Here is a 20,139-nt window from a genome sequence, read left to right on the forward strand (position 1 = left end):
GCCAATCAGGATGATTTTTGGGCAGTTGGATGATAATTTTTTACATGAGGTCCCAAAAACAGGCGCGCATAGATGCGCACTAAGGCGATACCTCCGAAAATAAAGCTAACGGCCTGTATGGACGCCAAAACATACTGATCTGCATGTATATGACTGAATAATAAATCCACTCCAACAAAAGTGGGACTAATCGGAAATCCCATGACACCTAATGTCGTCAACAGCAGGAGCAAGGCAAGCTTGGGATATTCATACACATGGCCATAGTATTGGTTTAGGTCGAAATAGGCAGGCTCGTGCTTCCGTAGTCGATCGATAGCCCAATAACCGACAATCCCGGCGGCGACCACACCGCTGAGGTAAATCATCGTTTGGCTATAATCAAAACTTTCATTGAATGATACGGCTAATGCCATCCAAAAGTGGTGCGCCATCACTAGCATCCACGCCAGCCTAGGGTATTTCCTTTCAGAGAAGGCCTTGAAAACCATCATCAATGCCATCAGGCCGAAGAATCCCGGCAGAAATCCAAGGATTGGCGCGGGGATCCGTTCCTGATGGAAGTAGGCGATCAGGCCCACCCCATAGAGGGGCAGGAAATACAAAGAGAGATTCTTGGGAGTCAGGAAATCCAGTTTTCGTCCAAGACGTTTAGCTGGGTTGAACACAAGGCTATTCAACATTTTATCCAGATGCCATTCTTTGAGTGATAAAACATAGAGGCTTAATTCCAACCTTTTGGGGAACGTATCTTCCAAGGTGACCTCACGAGGTTTGAAATGGTAAAACTGGTCCCGTATCAGGTAAGCAACTACCGAAGGTGATACCAAAAGCTGATACGTGCGCAAGAACGCATTGCCTGCAAAGTGGATCATGGCCAAGGCCTGCAAGCCCAAGGCCACTTCCACAAACATGATTCCTATCTGTGCAATGGAAGCATAAGCAATCTGGGTTTTGATGGTGGACTGAACCCTCGCAATCGGATAAGCGATAATGGCTGTCCCCAATCCCAAAAGGCCAATAAAGATCCTGGCTGCAAGTTGGTGTTCCCAAAAGGGAAAGGTCCTCAACAGCAAAAATACCCCAAAATGTACCGATAGCGATCCATAAAAAATAGCAGAGGATGGGGTAGGTCCTTCCATGGCCCGAGGCAACCAAGAGGAAAAGGGAAGTTGTGCGGATTTGGCCGCAGCGGCTATGCCCAGGGAGATAGCGATAAATAGCCCAATGCCCTCATGCGAGGCCAATTGGTCTGAAACCAACGCTGTATCTAACAGCTTGATAAATGTGATGTTCTCGTGCCATAGGTGATGACTCGCCCACATCGCCAAGATGATACCGATATCCCCAATACGGTAAATGGAAAAAACCTTTACGGCATTTCTGACCGGCAAATACCGATCCCGGTAAAAAGCAATCAAAAGGAAAGAAGAAATGCCCAACATTTCCCATCCCAAAAACAAGGTTTCAAAATTTCCGGCCAACACTGTCAGATTATAGGCAAGGAAGAAGAAAAGCAGCGTATTGAAAAACCGCTTGTATCCCTCCTCCATATGCATATAAAACCGGCTGTATCGGGTGATCAAGAAAGTAACGAATGCTCCCACCCAAAGGTAAACGGCCGAAAGGGAATCAAAATAGAAGTCTAGCAAGAACTGGTAGCTCCCGTTGTTGTATAGCTCCAATTCAGCGATATTGACCGGCACCATTCCTTCGAAAATCCAATAGATGGTGTAGCCGGTTATTCCCAGCAGCTGCAAACTTACCGCGGCGAATGCCAGTCTGGAAAAATGATTTTCCCCGTTATCCGGCAGTATCAGAGAGATCACAAATGCCAACAAAGGCAATAAGACGAATATGCTCATCATCACTTGATGTTCCACGGCTTAAGCGATTAGGTAGACGGGAAGGTTTTCAGCGGTGGATTCCAGCACTTTTTCTAGGTTGTCAACATACGCTATGTCCGAAGTAATGGGCTGATATTCCACAAATGCCCCTGCTTTAAATACGTACGCTTGTTTATTCTCCGGATGGATACACACTAGTTTCACCCATTCATTCACAAACCATTCATAGGTAGGGTCATGCCTTTGGATGGTTTTTAGAAGTACCTCCGGGTAGTGTTCTACCGTTATCAAAATTCGGAGTGGGTCGTGGATATTGACCATCTGAAGGGGCAATCCTGTGCGCAGATCGCCATCCATACCATTCGCTACACCGATCAATCCCATTACATTGTGGGGCAATTTACTTCCCGCACCCAATCGGTGATTGTCTACTTTTGAAAAATAATATTCTAAATTAATTCCCCCACATACGGGAGCCACTGCTTTGAGAATGCCAAAAAGGTAGGCTCCCTCTGGATCAATAAGGTGATCGTATGAATTCAGAAAGGCGCGTTTATCAAGAAAGAGATGTCGGTTATTTTCCCTTTTGCCTACCACACAGAGCGCATTGGTGGCGTGGTTCCATTCAGGTCTGGTTACAAAGAGCGACAAAGCCCTCTTTTTTACCTGCTCATGAATCCTCTTCGCATCTTGCGTGGAATCTATGGTATGGAAACGTCTGGATCTTTCTTTCGCGTTGTAATCAAGGGCAATTTCGAACGTCTGTAGATTTCTCTCATGAAGTACTTTATTGGACGCAGATAATGCTTCCAGATCATAAAACTCCATTTCATCGCGGGTGGTATCATGTAGCCCTCCGATAAATTGGGTACTTTCAGGAATATGGAGACCTCTTTTTGCCAGAATTTCTCTTACTTCTGATTGGTTTCCAATAGCTGCGGCTACACGGGCGTTGACCGAACCGGATCGGCCGGAACAGGCCCCACAATCGTATCCGGCGTAATGCGTATTGTTTAGTGAGCTGGCACCATGTCCTATCACGTAAATCAGTGGTGCAAAATCCCGCACCAAACCGATACTTTTCAGCAATCCTTCTACTGCATCGGCCATTTCGGAAACGGTAAAACCTACCTGCATACCGTGATGGGTGTGTTCAGGATCGGTGCAGGAAATGCTCAGCTTTCCGTTAGGATCCATATGGTGAAAAGATGATACCATTGCAGGTGTCTCAGAAGGGTAAAAGATGCTTTTTGCCATTTTTAAAGCAGACCAAAAGCCCATCGTTTGTGAGATCGCCCAGCCGCCAAAGATTCCTTTGGAATGCTTGCTAAAGTGGGCATCCTTTTTATGCCTGATTTTCGATGCGGTTTCTTTGATCACATGTCTTGGGGTCACCGGTGCAGGGCATACTTTGGTCATAAATTTGCCGTGTTCCGGCTGGAAGAAAAAAGGCAGGTTGAAGAAGCCTGCTGTTCCGTAGGTTTGGGCATCAGGGGCAAATCGTTCGACATACCTTCTGATGGAACAGGATCGGTCATCGATACAGAACATAGCCTGAAACGAAGGTGCTTTATTGAAGTCGGCCGCATGGCTTAGCTGTAGGCCTCTGATGACCTGATCATAGTAGGACCATTCCATGGCCTCCTGCCAAATTTTGTGTATTTCAAACCATTCACTATTTTCGACTGGCGCAAAAAGTGGGCTCATGGCTTCGTCAATATACTTTCCTAGGGCAAACCATTTTTCTCCCCTTTTCCGATCCAATGCATCGATTTCCAAGATGCACTCTAAAAAAATCAAGTCATGAAGGCTCACTTTTCGCTTATCCAAAAGCGACTGTTCTTGGTGTTCCAACACCGCCACCATTCCAGACCAGCCTGGATGGGCGAATTGTTGGTCAAACAGGTACTGGGCGAACCATTTTTCGTCGCCGACCAACAGGTGGAGTAAATCCGATAACTTGGTGTTTTTTCCAAGAAGTAGGTTTCTTGCTCGTTCACTCTTGACGATTGTGCTGAAACTGTTTTTTTCCAAAGACCTGACAGCCGAAAGTAAGCCCTTTGATTCTACCGGAAATTTCCAAATCGCAATTCCCTGATCCAAGTAGGAACTCACAAGTCGAAAGAGTAACTCGTGTACCTCTTTATCTAAGTTTAGGTTGAATACATCTTTCCACAGTTTTCGGATTCTGCCAACCTTCGGCTCAGGATATTCCTGTACCGGACTGTTCAATAAGAGGTTGCTCCAATAGGCCAGCTCGTCCTTGCCTTTGTGTTCGGTGATCACCCGCTCTAGAATTAACGGGTTGATTTTATGTTGGGCATAGAGTTGCCGGAAGGTAGCTAGGTTCCAGTAAACCTTATATCCAAAATTTTCAGCAGCCAATTGTAACGCTTGATGGAAAGGCAGATGTTGAAAAGCATGCAGGGTATTGTGATGCACAAAGTCTTTTAGTGGAGACTGCGCTGGAAGATAGTGACTTAGCTCATGCAAAACGTGATCTAAATCGAATGACACGGATTGCGCCATAGGGGTTGCGTTTACATAATTTGAATAATAAACCAAGGAGACATTTGGATACTCCCTCTGTCATGTAGATGGTTAGGATTGTGTCCCCTGCCAGCCACTATTTTTTGTGGTCGATAGGTTCTCTCATCCTGTACACTAAAGCATGAATGAGCCTCATCGTTAGATACCCATCCATTCCAGTACGTTAGTAATTACTGACTTTGCCGGAAAATGAGCTTAGAAGCAAGCTTTCAATCCCGGAGTACAAAGGTAGTGGCAAGCCATTGGATTTCATTGTGATTGAGATCACAGGAGCCGCCTATTCTAAATTTGGTTCAGGCTTTTTGTACGTACCCGAATTTTCAGCTATCTTTCACTAATAAACAAATCGAAGCAAAAGTGCCACCTTTGATATAACCTAATGCAGCATTCCAACGACTACAGCAGTTTATTTTTTCTTAGTCCTTTGCCTGCGTTTGTCTACGATGCAAAGACTTTTCAGCTGATTGATGTCAATCCCGCAGCCCTTTCCCACTATGGATACACCAAGGAGGAATTTCTTTCAATGAGCCTCAAGGATTTGCATGCGTTCCAAGAAGGGGCGGCCCACTTGCCCGTTCCGGGGGAAACCGACAATTCGCATGAAAATATTTATTTTGGGGTATTTACTCATCAAAAGAAGGATGGTAAACTAATCAAGATGGATATCAATGGGCACCGGCTGGAAGTGGCCGGACGGCCCTGTGTCATGTTGCTCGCCCAAGATGTCACCCAACGGGAAGCTGAAATCCTGGCGATCAAAATGTCACAAGGAAAGCTAGAGGCTGCTTCGGATATTGCCAATATTGGATATTGGAAGCTCGAGATGGATGCCGACACGTTGACTTGGTCCGATAAGGTTTATGAAATTTGGGGCAGAAAGAAGGAAACGTTTACGTTAAATTTTGATTCTTTCTATGCGACCATACATCCCGATGATCTAGCGCAATTTGACAGGGAGCAGGAGGAAACCTTCTCGGGAAGAAAGGACTTGAATTTTGCCCATCGAATTCTATTGCCGGATGGCAGGGTGCGGTGGGTCAGCGAAATAGGCAGGTTGAATAGGGATTCAGAAGGCCAGCCAATTGCGTTTGAAGGCATCGTCAGGGACATTACCGACGAGATGAACGAGAACATCGAAAAAGACCTATTGAGCCGGATAGGGGCGGTTTTTGGTAAGTTTGATGATTTGAAGGAGGCGTTATATGAGATATGCCAACTGATTAATCGGGTAGGCGGGTTTAGTTTTACAGAGGTCTGGCTTCCAACGATTCACGGGGATAAATTGAAGATGTCGGCAAACGCGGCGGGAGACGATGCCGGATCACTTTTTTACCGATCGAATTTCAAAGGCTATGAGTTTGCCTTGGGTCAGGGATTACCGGGAAAAGTTTGGGAGGATTTATCTGCCATCTATTCTGATAAGCCGATTGAAGCACCTTTCTTCGTCAGAAGGAGGGAAGCACAAGAAGCAGGAATAAAGACAGTATTAGGCATCCCCTTGCTTCAGAAGGGCGATTTAATTGGCGTGCTGATGATAGGCAGCGCACAGCAATTGTCCAATGTACAGCAGTATCAGCCTATTTTGAAAAGATTGGAGGTATACCTGGGATCAGAGATTCTGCGAAAGCGTATGGAAAACGAGCGCTTACACGTGGTCGAGTCCTTGCCAGACCTAGTTGGCGTTTTGGATTTCAACGGCATGATCCTACAAATAAATTCCGCTGGTCGGCACATCATGGGTTATTCGAATCAGGAGATTTTGGGAAACCCGCTCTTGAATTTTTTGCATCCTGAAGACAGGGAAAGGCTTTTGGGTGAATTGCAACGGGTGCAGCTTGGCGAGTCAGCTTTTAGATTTGAGGCCCGAATCATCCGGCAATCCGGGCAGATAGCCTGGCTTGCGTGGAATGGAAGCGTATTTTTTGACGACGGAATTATCTTTACATCTGCAAAAGACGTCACTGAAGAGAAAGATTTAAGGGAATTAATCAGCAATGCGTCTGAACTTGCTCAAATTGGGGGGTGGTCCATAGACTTGTTAAACTCCAAGCTTGTGTGGTCAAAGGAAATCCACCATATTTTTGATACAGACCCAAACACCTACCAACCGGACTTTGAATCGTCCATTATCTTTTACCGCAAGGACTACATAGACCATGTCAACAAGGCGTTCGAACAGGCTACTGTTGATGGTCTCCCCTTTGATATCGTGGCGGCCATTGTCAGTGCTGCCGGCGCGGAGAAGTGGGTAAGAATTATCGGAAAGCCGGAAATACTGGATGGTAGATGTGTGCGATTGTTTGGTAGTTTTCAAGACATTACCAGCCTAAAGGCTGTCCAACAGCGGCTGGAAGACATCAACAACGACCTTCCCGGTGTCACTTTTCAGTATTTTTTATTTCCGGACGGTAGTGGTAAGCTGGAATCGGTGAGTCGTGCCAGTGAGGACATTTGGCAGATGACGCCGGCTCAATGCGAAGCGAATAGTAATTTGGTATGGGATCAAATTAGAAAAGGTGGTGACTTCGAAAAGCTTACCCAAGATATTCGGCATTCTATGCTAAACCTTACCCAATGGCATAGCCGGTGGCGCAATGTGTTGCCTAATGGAAAGTTGCGCTGGCATGAAGGGTTTGGTACTCCCTACAGGCTGTCTGATGGAACCATTTTGTTTAATTCGATGATATTCGATATCACCGAAGAAGTGAAATCGGCGAGGCTTTCAGATGAGATGGCTGAGCTGGCAAAAATAGGTAGCTGGGAAATGGGCCTAACAGCCGAAGATGGTTCCGAATCCATGTACTGGTCTCCGATGGTGAAACGCTTACTGGAGGTAGGTGACGATTATCAACCCTCGCTGACCGGAGGCTTTGAATTCTATACAAAGGAAAGTGAGGAAACGATCCGTTCGGCAATAAGCCGGCTGATAGAAGAAGGGGTGGAATTCGATGAGGAACTGCTACTCATTACGGCATCTGGAAAGGAAAAATGGATACGCTGTATCGGAAAGAGTGAAGTGGTAGACGGAAAGCGAACAAAAATATTTGGAAGCTTTCAAGACATCCATAGCATGAAGACGACCCAACTGCAGGTCAAGGAGATCCTCGGCAGTATCTCCGATGCGTTCTACGCTGTAGACAGGGATTGGAATTTTACCTACTTCAACCGGGAGGCTGAAAATTTACTTGGCAGAAAATCCGAAGAGCTTATCGGAAGGAATATTTGGGAAGAGTTTGCACCCGCAAAAGGCACCTATATCGAAACCATTTACCGCCGGGTGGCGCAAAGCGGAAAGTCAGAGAGATTTGAATATTTTTATCCAGGAAATACTTCCTGGTATGAAGTCACCACCTATCCATCGGGAGGGGGTATCTCCAGTTACTTCAAGAATATTGATGAGCGCTTAAATAGCGAGCAGTTGCTTCGTCACGCATACGAGGAAAAAAACCGAATTCTGGAAAGCATCGGAGATGCCTTCTTTGCCTTGGATCAAGACTGGCAAATTACGTATTGGAACAGCAAGGCAGAGACGTTGACCGGATTGCCGCGTGAATCGATGGTAGGAAATGACTTTTGGGAAAAGTTACCGGAGGTGAACAAATTGCCGTTTCTAAGCGAATACAAGGATTCACTGTTAGCCAAACGCCCGTTGTCAGTAGTGGAATATATTGCTTCTTTTGACCAATGGTATGAGGTGAATATGTATCCCACTCCTGACGGAGTCAGTGTTTTTTTTAGGAATATAACCGAACAGAAAAAGGCGGACGAAAGACTGCTTTTGAAAAGCAAGCAGCTGGACATCATTGCGGAAATGAACAGTGAATTGCTGAGTTATGACGATTGGTATGAAGTCATTGCACGGGCATTTGAAAGAATTTGCAACACTGTTCATGTAGACCGAATATATTATTTCCAAAATGCCCGGAACGAAAATTCCGGAGAAATGGAAACGAGTCAGCGCATGGAATGGGCTAAAGCAGGCGTAAGTGCCCAAATTGACAACCCTGCCCTTCAGAATATACCTTTTTCCTCGATCGAAGATGTAATAGCCCCACTTACCAATGGCCAGCCCTACCAGGCGATTGTGCGAACGATGCCGGAAACTAACGCCAAGTCGTTGCTGAATGACCAGGAGATCAAGTCCATTCTGGTGCTCCCTATTTTTCTGAAAAACAGCTTTTGGGGCTTTATCGGATTTGATGATTGCCACGAGGAGCGGCAGTGGAGTGTAGATCAGATTATTTTTCTTAAGACGATAACCGCTAACTTGTCGTCAGCGATCGAGTCTAACCAAGCGCATTTGGAGCTAGCACGTGCCTATGAGGAGCGGAGCCTTATCTTAGAGTCCATCGGGGACGCTTTTTTTGCAGTTGACAATCAATGGAGGGTAACCTACTGGAATGCTCAGGCCGAGCGCTTTTTGGATAAGCCTAGAGAGGATATTGTAGGGAAGATTCTGTGGGAGGAGTATGCAGATGCGTTGGGTACGAAATTCTACCGCATGTATTACGAAGCGAAGAATACAGGGAAAGTGGTGTCTTTTGAAGAGTATTTTGAACCCATAGACCGGTGGTTTGACGTTACGGCCTATCCGAATGAATTGGGGCTTTCAGTATTCTTTAAGGATGTCACCTTCCGAAAGAAAACGGATATTCGGGTTAGAGAGGCCAACGAGCGTTTCGAAAAGGTGGCGCAGGCCACTACCGATGCCATCTGGGATTGGAATATTGCCGAAGACATCTATTTCCGTGGCGAAGGATTTGAAAAGCTGTTTGGGTATCAGGTAAAGCGAAGTCTCCGGGAGCGGGATTTTTGGAAGGACAGCTTCCACCCCGATGATCTTCCTTTGATTAAAGACAGCTTGGCAGCCGCCTTGGCCGATCCTACCCGGGAATTTTGGCAAGCAGACTACCGCATCATCCACGCCAGCGGGGAGTTGAAATATGTGACAGACAAGGGAATCATTATTCGAAACGCGGCGGGTGAACCTACGCGCATGGTGGGAGCTACAACCGATATTTCGGACAGCAAAAAGCATGAGATTGAACTGCGGGAAGTCAATGAACGGCTGGTAAAATATGCGAGGGAACTGGAGATTTCAAACGAACAGCTTGAGCATTTTGCATTTATCACCTCGCATGATCTGCAAGAGCCATTACGGATGATAACCAGCTTTTTAAATCAACTCCAAAAGAAATACCAGCATCAACTGGATGAAAAAGCGCATCAATATATTTATTTTGCCGTGGATGGCGCCCGGCGGATGAAGCAAATAATATTGGACGTGCTAGAGTTTTCGCAGGCGGGGAAGCTGGAAGAAACAAAAGAGCTTGTCAGCTTGAATGAATTGATGGAAGAATACCGGGCCTTACGGAGAAAGTTGCTGGAAGACAGGGATGCCAAGATTGATGCAGATAATCTTCCGACTGTCCTGTGTTACAAGGCACCCATTACCCAAACATTGCACTGCCTGATTGACAATGCGATTAAGTATGCCCGAGAAGGTGTGCCCCCACAAGTCACCGTTTCGGCGCTGGATATGGGTGGTTTCTGGCAAATTTCGGTGCAAGACAACGGAATTGGTATCGAGCCTAGGTTTTTCGATAAAATATTTGTTATTTTTCAACGCTTACACAACCGGAACGCCGAGAGTGGAAGCGGAATTGGGCTGTCCATCGCCAAGAAACAGGTGGAATCATGGGGAGGCAAAATATGGGTAGAGTCTCGGCCCGGTTTTGGAAGTACGTTTTACTTTACGGTGAATAAAAAATAGATGAAGAAGGCACATATTTTATTGGTAGAGGACAACGAAGGGGATATCGTCCTCACGCTAGAGGCTTTTGAGGAGAGTAAGCTCCTAACGGATGTCAGTGTGGTAAAGAACGGAAAGGATGCGTTGGACTTCCTGTATAAGCGAGGTGCGTATATTAGCGCAGAGCGACCGGATCTTATTTTGTTGGACATCAATCTACCAATATTGAACGGACACGAAGTGCTTCAGGAAATCAAACAAGACCATGATCTTCGGACTATTCCGGTGATCATGCTTACCACCTCTTCTAACCGAAGAGATATCAACAAAGCGTATGAGAATTACTCCAACAGCTATGTGACCAAGCCCATTTCCATGGATGAGTTTTTAAAGGCGATTTTGCAGATTGAGGAGTTTTGGCTTCAGCTGTGCAAACTGCCAACTTGACCTTTACGTGGAATGGAGCCTTTGGTCGTGTATGGCATTCATTATGTGTCGATTACTAAAATTATGGTAGGCTATGAATGTAGATGATTTTTATTTGGCGGCGTTCCAAGAGGCTGAAAAAGGCTATTCCGAAGGAGGCATTCCCATCGGATCTGTGCTGGTACATCAAGGGCGAATAGTAGGTCGGGGGCATAATCGGCGGGTACAAAACGGCAGTGCCATCTTGCACGGGGAAATGGATGCGCTAGAGAATGCCGGGCGATTGTCTGCTTCCGTGTACCGAGAATCTGTACTCTATACGACGTTGTCTCCATGCCCTATGTGTACCGGCGCGATTTTGCTGTATAAAATTCCCAAGGTAATCATTGGTGAGAACCAAAGTTTTATGGGCTCAGAGGATTATTTGAGGGCTCAAGGTGTGATTGTAGAAGTCCTAAATCATGCACCAAGCATTGCACTGATGGAGAAATTTATCAAGGAGCGTCCCACATTGTGGAATGAAGATATAGGTGTATGAACCGAAACAACAACCGAAACAACAACAGAGGCATAGTACAATCCTTGAATTAGCCGTACATCACTGATGGAGGGAAATTTCTACCGGGTACCTCGGAAGATTACATGCAAAAAACCTGAGTAGAATCGGTCCCCTTTGCCGATGCGATCAAAGGGCGCAAATTGGATTTCATGATACAACAATTACGGGAGAGGATGCTTCCCTTGCTTATTGGAGGCATTTTAAGTGTAAGTATATATTCTTGTGGAAATAAACAAGAAGAACAAACGCAGCAGGCCAAAAGAGAGATCATTTCCGTTCCTGACCGCATTGAGGATATTCCTAGCCTAACTGGGGCTGAGTTAGCTGAAAGGTATTGTTCCAGTTGCCATCTTTTTCCTGAGCCTGGCCTGCTTGATAAGAAGACCTGGGGAGAATATATTATCCATCGTATGGGCCATTATTATGGCATTTATGAGGCAGCAGATACGCGCGCCGGTATCCTCGAAGGTGGCAGGGCAGGCCAGTTTGTGGAGCAGGCCAATTTGTTTCCGTTGCAGCCGACCATTGACACGCTGCTTTTTGAGAAGATTCGAACCTACTATTTACAGAACGCACCTGAAGCCTTGCCTATACCTACTAGGGAAGCAATCACGGTTGGTCTACCGTATTTCACCGTGAAAAAGCCCCCTTATCGAGCCAACAGCCCAATGACTTCATTGGTTAAGATAGCGGCACCAAATAAGGTTTACATCAGCGATGTAGGCCGTTCCAGTTTGTCAGTGATGGATCGGAATTTTTCAATCAAACGCAATGCACCGGCGAGAGAAGGGGTGTCCTGGGTTTTCGAATCGGGAGGTGAAAGCATGGCGTTGGTAATGGGGACTTTTAATCCTACCGATATGAATATTGGGTATTTGATGACGTTGCCCCAAGAACGTGGAGGAGACGCACGAATACTTGCGCAGGATTTGCAACGACCTGTTCACGTTGATTTGGGAGATTTGGATGGAGATGGGCAGCTAGAAATCGTTATTTGCGAATATGGCAAACACACCGGTGCCCTCTCCTGGTGGAATATGGATCCTACCGGGGTATATCGCAAAAAAGTACTAAGAGCGCAACCGGGCGCCACGAAGGCGTATGTGGTGGATTGGACCGGCAATGGCCGCAAGGATATCGTGGCGTTGTTTGGTCAGGGTGATGAAGGAATTTTTGTCTACCATAATCAAGGCAACGGAAATTTTGTCGAAGAGCGGTTGCTCTCCTTTCCACCCAGTTATGGGTCCAGTTACTTTGAATTGGTGGACCTGAATGCCGATAATCATTTGGACATTCTTTATACGGCCGGAGATAATGCCGATTACGACCCCATTTTAAAAGACTATCACGGGATACGGATTTTTGAAAACGATGGGACAAATCACTTCACAGAGACGTATTTTTATCCGCTAAACGGTGCTTACAAGGCCATGGCGGCAGACTTTGATGAAGATGGGGACTTGGATATTGCAGCGATTTCGTTTTTTCCCGATTACAAAGACCGGCCAGCAGAGAGCTTCGTTTTTCTGGAAAATGATGGGAATGGAGCGTACTCGGCTGCTACCTTTCAGGATGCTGCGCAAGGGCGTTGGATTGCCATGGATGTGGGGGATGTAGATGGAGACGGGGATATGGACATTATCTTGGGATCTATGGTTTTTGGAACAGACTTTACGACGTATTTTGACCGCTGGGCTAAGAACGGCGTACCTTACCTGATTTTGGAAAACACCACCAAATAAACTGCCAGATCAAAGGCTCGTCTCGTAGAGGATTAAGGCGTATACAAAGTACCTCACGATTCTCCAAAGACTATTGATATAGTAGGTTCGGGAATCGACATTGCCCGCCCCACTGAGAAGTGCGATAGCGGAAAACGGCAGTGGCGTCAATGCGGCCACCACGATTAGGTAACCGCCATAGCGCTGCAATTGAAGCAACGAGTTTTGTAGCCAGGTTCTTCGAATTCTGACAAAGAACCTGGTGTTGCGGATCCATCTCCCCAAGTTAAAATTGAACGCCCCGGCCAAATAGGAGATCAGCGAAAGGATGCCTATAGCGATGAAGTATTGCCCGAGATGGCCGGTGCGTAGTGCCCATAGCATAAATACTTCCGGTGGGATTATCCCGAAAAGTACTTCTGAGGTGATAAAGATAGACAGCACCAAGGATATATTGTCGTAGATGCTTCCAAACCAAACTTCCCGTTCGTTGGCAGGAAATGCTTTTTCGAAAACCAAGAATCCGATAATCAAAACAGCCAAAAAAAATAGGCCTTTAAGAATTTGTCGTATCAAAAATGTCCGCCTCTCCTGTTTTGATATTTCCATCTGGTAAAGCTATAAATTCTGCTTGCATCTGCCAAAAGCAACCTCCGAGCGGCAAAAATCTATTCGTTTGAAATGGGCAAGTTAACGGGATTTTTTGTGGCTTTTATTTGTCAGGTTCTGCAAAGGCCCTCAGATCACATTTAATTTTTGGTTTGATTTGGTTACCTTCGTTCTTTCATCATAACATAAAACAAACATGGAAGTTAACGGAAAAGTTATACAGGCATTGGATGAGCAATCAGGAAATGGGCGCAATGGTGTCTGGAGGAAGAGGGAGTATATCATAGAAACAGGGGGTAACTATCCCAAGAAAGTCTGTGTAGCAGTATGGGGAGATAAAATCGATCAGTTCGGCATGCAGGTTGGCGATCAGGTAAGCCTGGGTGTAGAACTCGAAAGTAGGGAGTATAACAGCAAATGGTATACAGATGTAAAAGTTTGGAAAGCGACCAAGAATGGTGGCCCTTCCACAAAGGAATCGGCGAGTGCATCCCAGCCTGACGTGACTAGCTTTCACGATGAAAGTGGAGACGATATTTTACCCTTTTAGTTTAAAAGTATACTTGCTCACCTTTCCCATTTCACTTGGCAGCGGAATGGGGAAGGTTTATCCATCTTTTCAAAATCACTTTTTATGGAGGTGTTCCCTTAGGCCATACTCGTATTTGATTCCCTAAGTAAGCAATAGGAGTTGGTGTATATTTAAACAGGCTTATATTTCCTTCCAGCCTTTTTCCTCGATTTCGCGTGCGCTTTCTTCTACTTTAGCTTTCAGGTTATGCTTAAAATGTTCCAGATTTTCAGAGACAGTGGCGTCATAGGCACCGACGATAGAGGCTGCCAAAATCCCGGCATTTCTGCCGCCGTTCAGGGCCACCGTGGCGACAGGTATTCCTGCGGGCATTTGAAGAATGGACAGGATGCTGTCCCAGCCGTCTATGGAGTTGGAAGATTTCACAGGCACTCCGATGACGGGCAGCGTAGTCAGCGAGGCAACCATGCCTGGTAGGTGCGCTGCACCGCCTGCGCCTGCCACGATGGTTTTTAGCCCACGCTCCTTGGCCGTCTTGGCGTATTCTATCATCCGAATAGGTGTTCGATGTGCCGAAACCACCGTAAGTTCATAGCTTACTCCCAGTTCTTCCAGTACCTTGGCTGCTTCTGCCATGATGGGTAGGTCTGATTTGCTTCCCATGATAATACCTACGTCTACGCTCATATCAGGCTTTGATTTTAACGGTTTCTTTTAAGCGGAGTGCTTTTTCTTTTAACAAGGATCTGTTCTCTTCCAAGATGGTCAAATGGCCCATTTTTCGAAATGGCTTGGTTGTTTTTTTACCATAAAGGTGCATAAAAACTCCTTTTTCGGCTAATACAGCATCCATGCCTTCTACGATCGCGTCTCCGGTAAACCCTGCTTCTCCGAGTAAGTTTACCATGGCGGCAGGGCAACGGGCTTCCGTATTCCCTAGCGGCATATTGAGTACGGAACGTAGGTGCTGCTCAAATTGCGAAGTAAAGTTTGCTTCGATGGTATGATGCCCGCTGTTGTGTGGTCTCGGGGCTATTTCATTGATTAGCAATTCCCCCGTCTTGGTGACAAACATTTCCACCGCAAGAATTCCCACCATGCCCAAATTCTGTATGGTTGCGATAGCAAGTTGCTCCGCTTCAGTGGCAATCTTCACAGAAATATCTGCTGGAGAAAAGAGGAACTCGACCAGATTTTGCTCGGGGTGAAAGGCACACTCGACCGGGGGAAATGTACTTATCGCGCCTGCCTCGTTTCTGGCTACAATTACAGCCAGTTCCTTTTCAAAGTCCACGTACTTTTCCAGCAGACCGGGCGCATCAAAAGCTTTTTCCAGATCCTCCGCGGACTTTAGCAGTTGTACGCCCCTGCCGTCATACCCCTCTTTGCCTAATTTGTTTACGGCAGGCAGAAAATGTGACTGCTTGTGAATGTCTTCCTTATCCGCTACTAGTACAAAGTCTGCGGTGGGAAGGTTTTTTTGCTTATAAAACTGCTTCTGGCTGCGCTTATCTTGAATGAGTTCTATGATGTGGGGCTGAGGAAATACCTTTTTTCCTTCTGATTCCAATCGTTTGAGCGCTTCGGTGTTTACGTGCTCAATCTCGATGGTGATCACGTCGCAGTTTTTTCCGAATTCGTATACCGCATCAAAGTCTTTCAGGTTGCCTTGGGTAAATTGCTGGCAAATATGTCTGCAAGGCGCATTTGCGTCTGGATCCAAGATGTGGATCGTGAGGTTATAATTGATGGCCGATTGGATGACCATCCGGCCGAGTTGACCTCCCCCCAATATCCCCAAGGTCTTTTGTTGGTAATTTTCCTGTACCATGCGCTGATTATTCTTCCAAATGCCACAAAAATAAGTATATAAATGGAAATGACCACCCGAATTCGGTCTCCTCTCAGCTATTTCGAGCTTATCTCCTACTGATCGAATGTTATCCCCATGAGTTCCATCAGTTTGTGGGCATTGAAATTCGGACAGCTTCCAGATTTTATTTTATAGTCAAACCGAATCTCTTCCTGCTCTATGGTGTGGTGAAAACTCCTGTTCATGATGCCTTTTAGCTCGTTTTCAAGCAGGGTCAACTCCATATCATGTGTGGAGATTACGCCCTTTGAGGAGGTTTTTAACAGCTGTTTGATCAACGCCCGACTTCCCGTAACCCGGTCATCGGTATTGGTACCCTTGAGGATTTCGTCCAATAAGAAGAAAACAGGCTGCTCTTTGGCTGTCTCTCGCAGGAGTCCTTGTATGCGGCGGAGTTCTGCATAAAAAGAACTGACACTTTCACCCAGATTATCCGAATTTCGCATGCTCGTATAAAGCTGAAAGGGCCCACAAATGAACACATCTGCAAGGGGGTTGAGCCCGATGTTGGCCATCACCAAGTTGATCCCTAAGGTACGCATGAAGGTGGTTTTCCCGGACATATTGGAGCCGGTCAGTAACACGATTTGTTGCCCGTCAGAGAGCGCAAAATCATTTCCTATACACGCACTGGGACGAATTAGTGGGTGGCGTATATTTCTTACTTCCAAGGTTTCGGATTCGATCCATTGGATGCTTGCAGCGTTGCCTTCTGATGCAGTGAACGCGGCAAGAGAAATCAAGGCTTCCCATTCGCAGAATGCCTCCTCCCAACGTTTAACGTGATTTCCATAGGTGTTTTTCCAGTTTTCTAACCGGTAAAGGACCCAAAAGTCTACCCAAAATAAGAGGTTAAATATCAAATACAGTAAGTTGGAGCGGTTTTGTACGATGAAGCTTTGCTTCTCCAGAGATTCCAACGCTTGAGAAGCTTTAACTTGGGTATCCGAAATGGGTGCTTGCAACTCCTTCAGGTAAGGATGCGAAAAGGAAGCTTCTTCCAGTAGGTAGGCCCATGACTGATAGGTTTTGAGGTCGCTTTCGCTTGGTATGACCTTCATGGAAAGCATCAATGGTTTAAAAATCAATCCCAGCATTAAAATCCCTGCTAAGATGAACATGCCTAGGTAGGCGAAGGGAAGATTGAACCATAATACGGCTATAAGCAAGGTGGATCCTAACAACGGCCCTAAAATAGCAGGTAGCCAGTACAGGTTTTTCCAATAGTTTGGATGGGATAGCCATTTGAAAAGGCCCGTCTTTGGTTTTTCTTGGGAGAGAAACGCCCTGCCAAGTCCTTCAAATTTGGTAAGAAATTCCGGAAGGCGGCTTAACTCAGCCACGGCACCATGGCGGTAGGTAGCAGTTTGCGGATTCGTAGGGGCTTTTAACCAAGTTGCCAGCAGGTTTTTCCCCCCCTTGGAAACCGTGTGGTTAAGTAGCTGAAATAGCGAATGGGGGCCAAAAATATCTAAATCTGCTGCAAATGGGTGGTCTTTTTCCAAAAATTCCTCACCGCGGTAAAAGGAGCGCAGATCCCGCTTTGCCCGTAATTCCGATTCTCCCTGCATTTGGCTCAATGCCTGTAGGAATAGCTCCTTGTCCTTTTCTTGGTTGTGCTTTTTTATCAAAAAGATAAAGATGAAACTCAACGGTACAGATAGCATCAAAATGGTGGATCTATCGGTAATCCCTACGACCAAGGTTGCTACCAAGCCCAAAAACACGAACACACGCAAAATACTAAGAAGGAAAAGCGTTTTTCGGCAACGTGTAAGTTGACTTCCCGGGTCAAAAAGGCTAAAGTCTATTTTCATCTGTTTATAATTTGTTCTTTAGCGGTCAGATGGAATCTCGCACGAATTTCAATCGTCCCTCCGTGTGTCGCTTGCGTCGTGCTCGATTTCATGTGTTTATGATTGATTTTTTAGCGGCACAAGCTGCGCCGGTTTATCTGTATGCCCCCCCCAATACAGACTGGAGATGATACCCAGTATTCCCTGCAAACCCAATACATCTACCAAAGAATGGCATCGACTCCTTTTCCGAAACGTATTCAAAAGGCATTAAATGCATCAGAAAGGAATCGCAAGGTAACGATATTCATTCATCTGTTGTTGCTTTTTGGTATCCATAACGTATTTCTCCTCCCTGCCTACATTAAATGGGTCCCGAGTAGATAAAAGGGAAACCATATTTCTTGGAAAACTGGTTTTATCGTTTTTAATCATTCACCTGCATGGTGATTTCATAAAGGCTACCCGCTGTTGGAAGGTTCAATTTAGTGCGGTTTATTTAATGCAACAATGTTGCATTAAATAAACCTTTAGCTATCTTTGTGTCGCTTACCGAGTCGTACTGTTATCCTCTTGATTATGCATAAAAAGGTAATATTGTTTATGCTCCTTTTTTGGGGAGCATTGTCCGTTTTGGGCCAATCTCCCAACACCGCTAACCTTTGGGGCGTTTTTGGACAGACGCGTTTTGTAGAAAAACTAAATAGAGAGCACAACTTATACTATTTGTATCCGACCTTTCAGCAGTCGCTTAGGGATTTGGAAGGCAAAGAACTGGTGCTATCAGGTTTTTATATACCGCTGGAGGTAGGTCCAACCGAAGCACTTATCCTTTCCAAATTTCCTATGGCAGAATGCTTTTTTTGCGGTCAATCTGGTCCAGAAAGTGTTGCTGTGGTGTATTTAAAAGAAAAATCTTCAAAGAGATTGAAGATGGATCAAATAATTACGGTAAAGGGCACGCTAATACTGAATGAGTCGGATGTAAACGAGCTATGCTTTATCCTAAAAGAGGCAAAAATAATCGGATATGAATAAGGTAAATAGGTTTAGGAATCTGCTAGTAACAAGGTGTAGTCAGGTTACTTTCATACTGTCTGCTTAATCCATTTATTATTGCCCTCACAGGGATTGCAGCCATCCATTAATTCTCATGTTTTCAAAATTGTTTCTTACCGGGCACAACTTGTCCTAGTTTATCAAGAGGCTTGTTCGATATGCAGGCTCGATTTCTTCATTTCAAAACAGTACGATAGCAAGAAATCATTTTGTTATTTATGCCCATTTTTGAAGTATGCCTCCTGTTTGACATTATAAATAAAAATAACAGACATTTTATTTGGTAGGAACGACATAAAATAAGCTATTTAAAAATTCCGAATATAATTTTTTGTATTTCGAAAACACTTATATGTTTTGTTAATTTTTAGAACAAAATACCTTCTTATTTTTTATGAAATTAGGTTTTTCTCCGCTAATTTCATAATGAAAATAAACGGTAAACGCCTTTCAAAGGGTAAGGTGATGAAAGCTTTCCTAACATATTTCGGTACCGGAATTGTACTTTTCTCATTTCTGCTAATGGCGTCCTGTCAGACAGCAGAAGGAGATTTGATCAGTCCCCCGGATATGATTCCGGCCGAAAGAGGCACGGAAGTTTTGATGATCTTCGAAGAGGTAGACTTGATTGCACTTTCATTGGTACAACAAGAGGTAGCAAACGGACGGAAGATTCAGCCTACACTGGAACACTACGGAGATAAGGTGACCCTTTCCAGAAATACCGCTGAAAGGTCGGTAACCGTTGAGTTTGGAGAGGGCAGTGAAAGCGATCGGGGCGTTAAATTCAGGGGCGTATTCAAGATGTATCATCCCCTTAATTTTTGGGCCAAAGGCAGTTTTTCGCACATTGAGTTAATTGATTTTTACGTAGATGGCGTGCGAATCACTGGAGATAGGATGTTGAACAATATGGGCTTTGAGGTGAGTAACAAGACACTTACGTTCGAAGCCAATATGGAGAATGGTACGGTCACTTGGCCGGGAGAAGAAGCCGTTGATCTCGACTATCATCATAGGCGAAATCTGGAAGTAGCTTCTGTAAGTGGGAAGTTAAGATTCCATCTGACCGGCAGGACAGAATTGAAAGACCGATACGGGCGTCGATTGATCGCTGAGGTAGTCAAGCCCATGGTTTTTCAGGAAGACTGTATGGTGTATGGAAAGCCAGACCCATCGAGCGGAAGTCTCTTGGTCTCTAGAGGGAATGAAGAAAAGATGGTCAAAGACTTCTTCAAAGATTGTAACTAGACGGTTGGTTGGTGATTGGTAAAGACAGCTTACTTTTTGAATCATTTTTAGTAAAAACTATCGTGCAGGAGGTTGTGGCGATGTGTAGTTGGCAGGGCAGTAGGCAGAGGCGGAGTAGGAGTCGGACTTGTGAAGTGGAGGGAAGTGAAGATGTATTGGAAAGA

Annotated in this window: 13 protein-coding genes; 7 read left to right on the forward strand and 6 right to left on the reverse strand. The window is 45.4% G+C overall.

The window, feature by feature from the left end:
• Positions 1–5: 5 nt before the first annotated feature.
• On the reverse strand, positions 6–1,868 hold the full coding sequence (locus tag IAQ59_RS12280; RefSeq protein ID WP_209331263.1) for a proton-conducting transporter transmembrane domain-containing protein: 1,863 nt from the start codon (positions 1,866–1,868) through the stop codon (positions 6–8).
• 18 nt (positions 1,869–1,886) lie between these two features.
• Positions 1,887–4,376 (reverse strand): YbcC family protein, encoded by a 2,490-nt coding sequence (locus IAQ59_RS12285; RefSeq protein ID WP_209331115.1) that lies wholly within the window; start codon positions 4,374–4,376, stop codon positions 1,887–1,889.
• Between the two features lie 400 nt (positions 4,377–4,776).
• Between IAQ59_RS12285 and IAQ59_RS12290 the strand changes: the two genes are divergently transcribed.
• The 4 genes from IAQ59_RS12290 (at position 4,777) to IAQ59_RS12305 (ending at position 12,876) form a co-directional block, all read left to right on the forward strand.
• Complete coding sequence (locus tag IAQ59_RS12290; protein WP_209331116.1) at positions 4,777–10,170, forward strand: PAS domain S-box protein; 5,394 nt, start codon at positions 4,777–4,779, stop codon at positions 10,168–10,170.
• Positions 10,171–10,596 (forward strand): response regulator, encoded by a 426-nt coding sequence (locus tag IAQ59_RS12295; protein WP_209331117.1) that lies wholly within the window; start codon positions 10,171–10,173, stop codon positions 10,594–10,596.
• A gap of 73 nt (positions 10,597–10,669) precedes the next feature.
• Entirely contained in the window at positions 10,670–11,113 is a 444-nt protein-coding gene (locus IAQ59_RS12300) for a nucleoside deaminase (RefSeq protein WP_209331118.1), read from the forward strand.
• 170 nt (positions 11,114–11,283) lie between these two features.
• Positions 11,284–12,876, forward strand: coding sequence for an FG-GAP repeat domain-containing protein (locus tag IAQ59_RS12305; protein WP_209331119.1), 1,593 nt, complete (start codon positions 11,284–11,286; stop codon positions 12,874–12,876).
• 9 nt (positions 12,877–12,885) lie between these two features.
• Here the strand turns inward: IAQ59_RS12305 and IAQ59_RS12310 are convergent, their stop codons facing one another.
• Positions 12,886–13,464 (reverse strand): VTT domain-containing protein, encoded by a 579-nt coding sequence (locus tag IAQ59_RS12310; RefSeq protein ID WP_245189575.1) that lies wholly within the window; start codon positions 13,462–13,464, stop codon positions 12,886–12,888.
• A gap of 196 nt (positions 13,465–13,660) precedes the next feature.
• Between IAQ59_RS12310 and IAQ59_RS12315 the strand changes: the two genes are divergently transcribed.
• Positions 13,661–14,014, forward strand: a complete 354-nt coding sequence (locus IAQ59_RS12315; protein ID WP_209331120.1) for a DUF3127 domain-containing protein — start codon at positions 13,661–13,663, stop codon at positions 14,012–14,014.
• 162 nt (positions 14,015–14,176) lie between these two features.
• Here the strand turns inward: IAQ59_RS12315 and purE are convergent, their stop codons facing one another.
• The 3 genes from purE to IAQ59_RS12330 all read right to left on the reverse strand — a co-directional run bounded on the left by purE (position 14,177) and on the right by IAQ59_RS12330 (position 17,686).
• Entirely contained in the window at positions 14,177–14,683 is a 507-nt protein-coding gene (purE, locus tag IAQ59_RS12320) for a 5-(carboxyamino)imidazole ribonucleotide mutase (protein WP_209331121.1), read from the reverse strand.
• 1 nt (position 14,684) lies between these two features.
• Positions 14,685–15,827 carry a 5-(carboxyamino)imidazole ribonucleotide synthase gene (locus IAQ59_RS12325; protein WP_209331122.1) on the reverse strand — a complete coding sequence of 381 codons (1,143 nt, stop codon included), beginning with the start codon at positions 15,825–15,827 and terminating at the stop codon, positions 14,685–14,687.
• 95 nt (positions 15,828–15,922) lie between these two features.
• Entirely contained in the window at positions 15,923–17,686 is a 1,764-nt protein-coding gene (locus IAQ59_RS12330; RefSeq protein WP_209331123.1) for a MutS-related protein, read from the reverse strand.
• Between the two features lie 558 nt (positions 17,687–18,244).
• On the opposite strand from IAQ59_RS12330, the gene IAQ59_RS12335 reads away from it, so the two are divergent.
• Positions 18,245–18,703: a hypothetical protein gene (locus tag IAQ59_RS12335; RefSeq protein ID WP_209331124.1), complete on the forward strand. Its 459-nt coding sequence runs from the start codon at positions 18,245–18,247 to the stop codon at positions 18,701–18,703.
• A gap of 486 nt (positions 18,704–19,189) precedes the next feature.
• Positions 19,190–19,975, forward strand: coding sequence for a hypothetical protein (locus tag IAQ59_RS12340; RefSeq protein WP_209331125.1), 786 nt, complete (start codon positions 19,190–19,192; stop codon positions 19,973–19,975).
• The last annotated feature ends 164 nt before the right edge of the window (positions 19,976–20,139 follow it).

Origin of the sequence: Lunatimonas salinarum, assembly GCF_017811155.1 — a bacterium.
Classification (GTDB): Bacteria; Bacteroidota; Bacteroidia; order Cytophagales; family Cyclobacteriaceae; genus Lunatimonas; species Lunatimonas salinarum.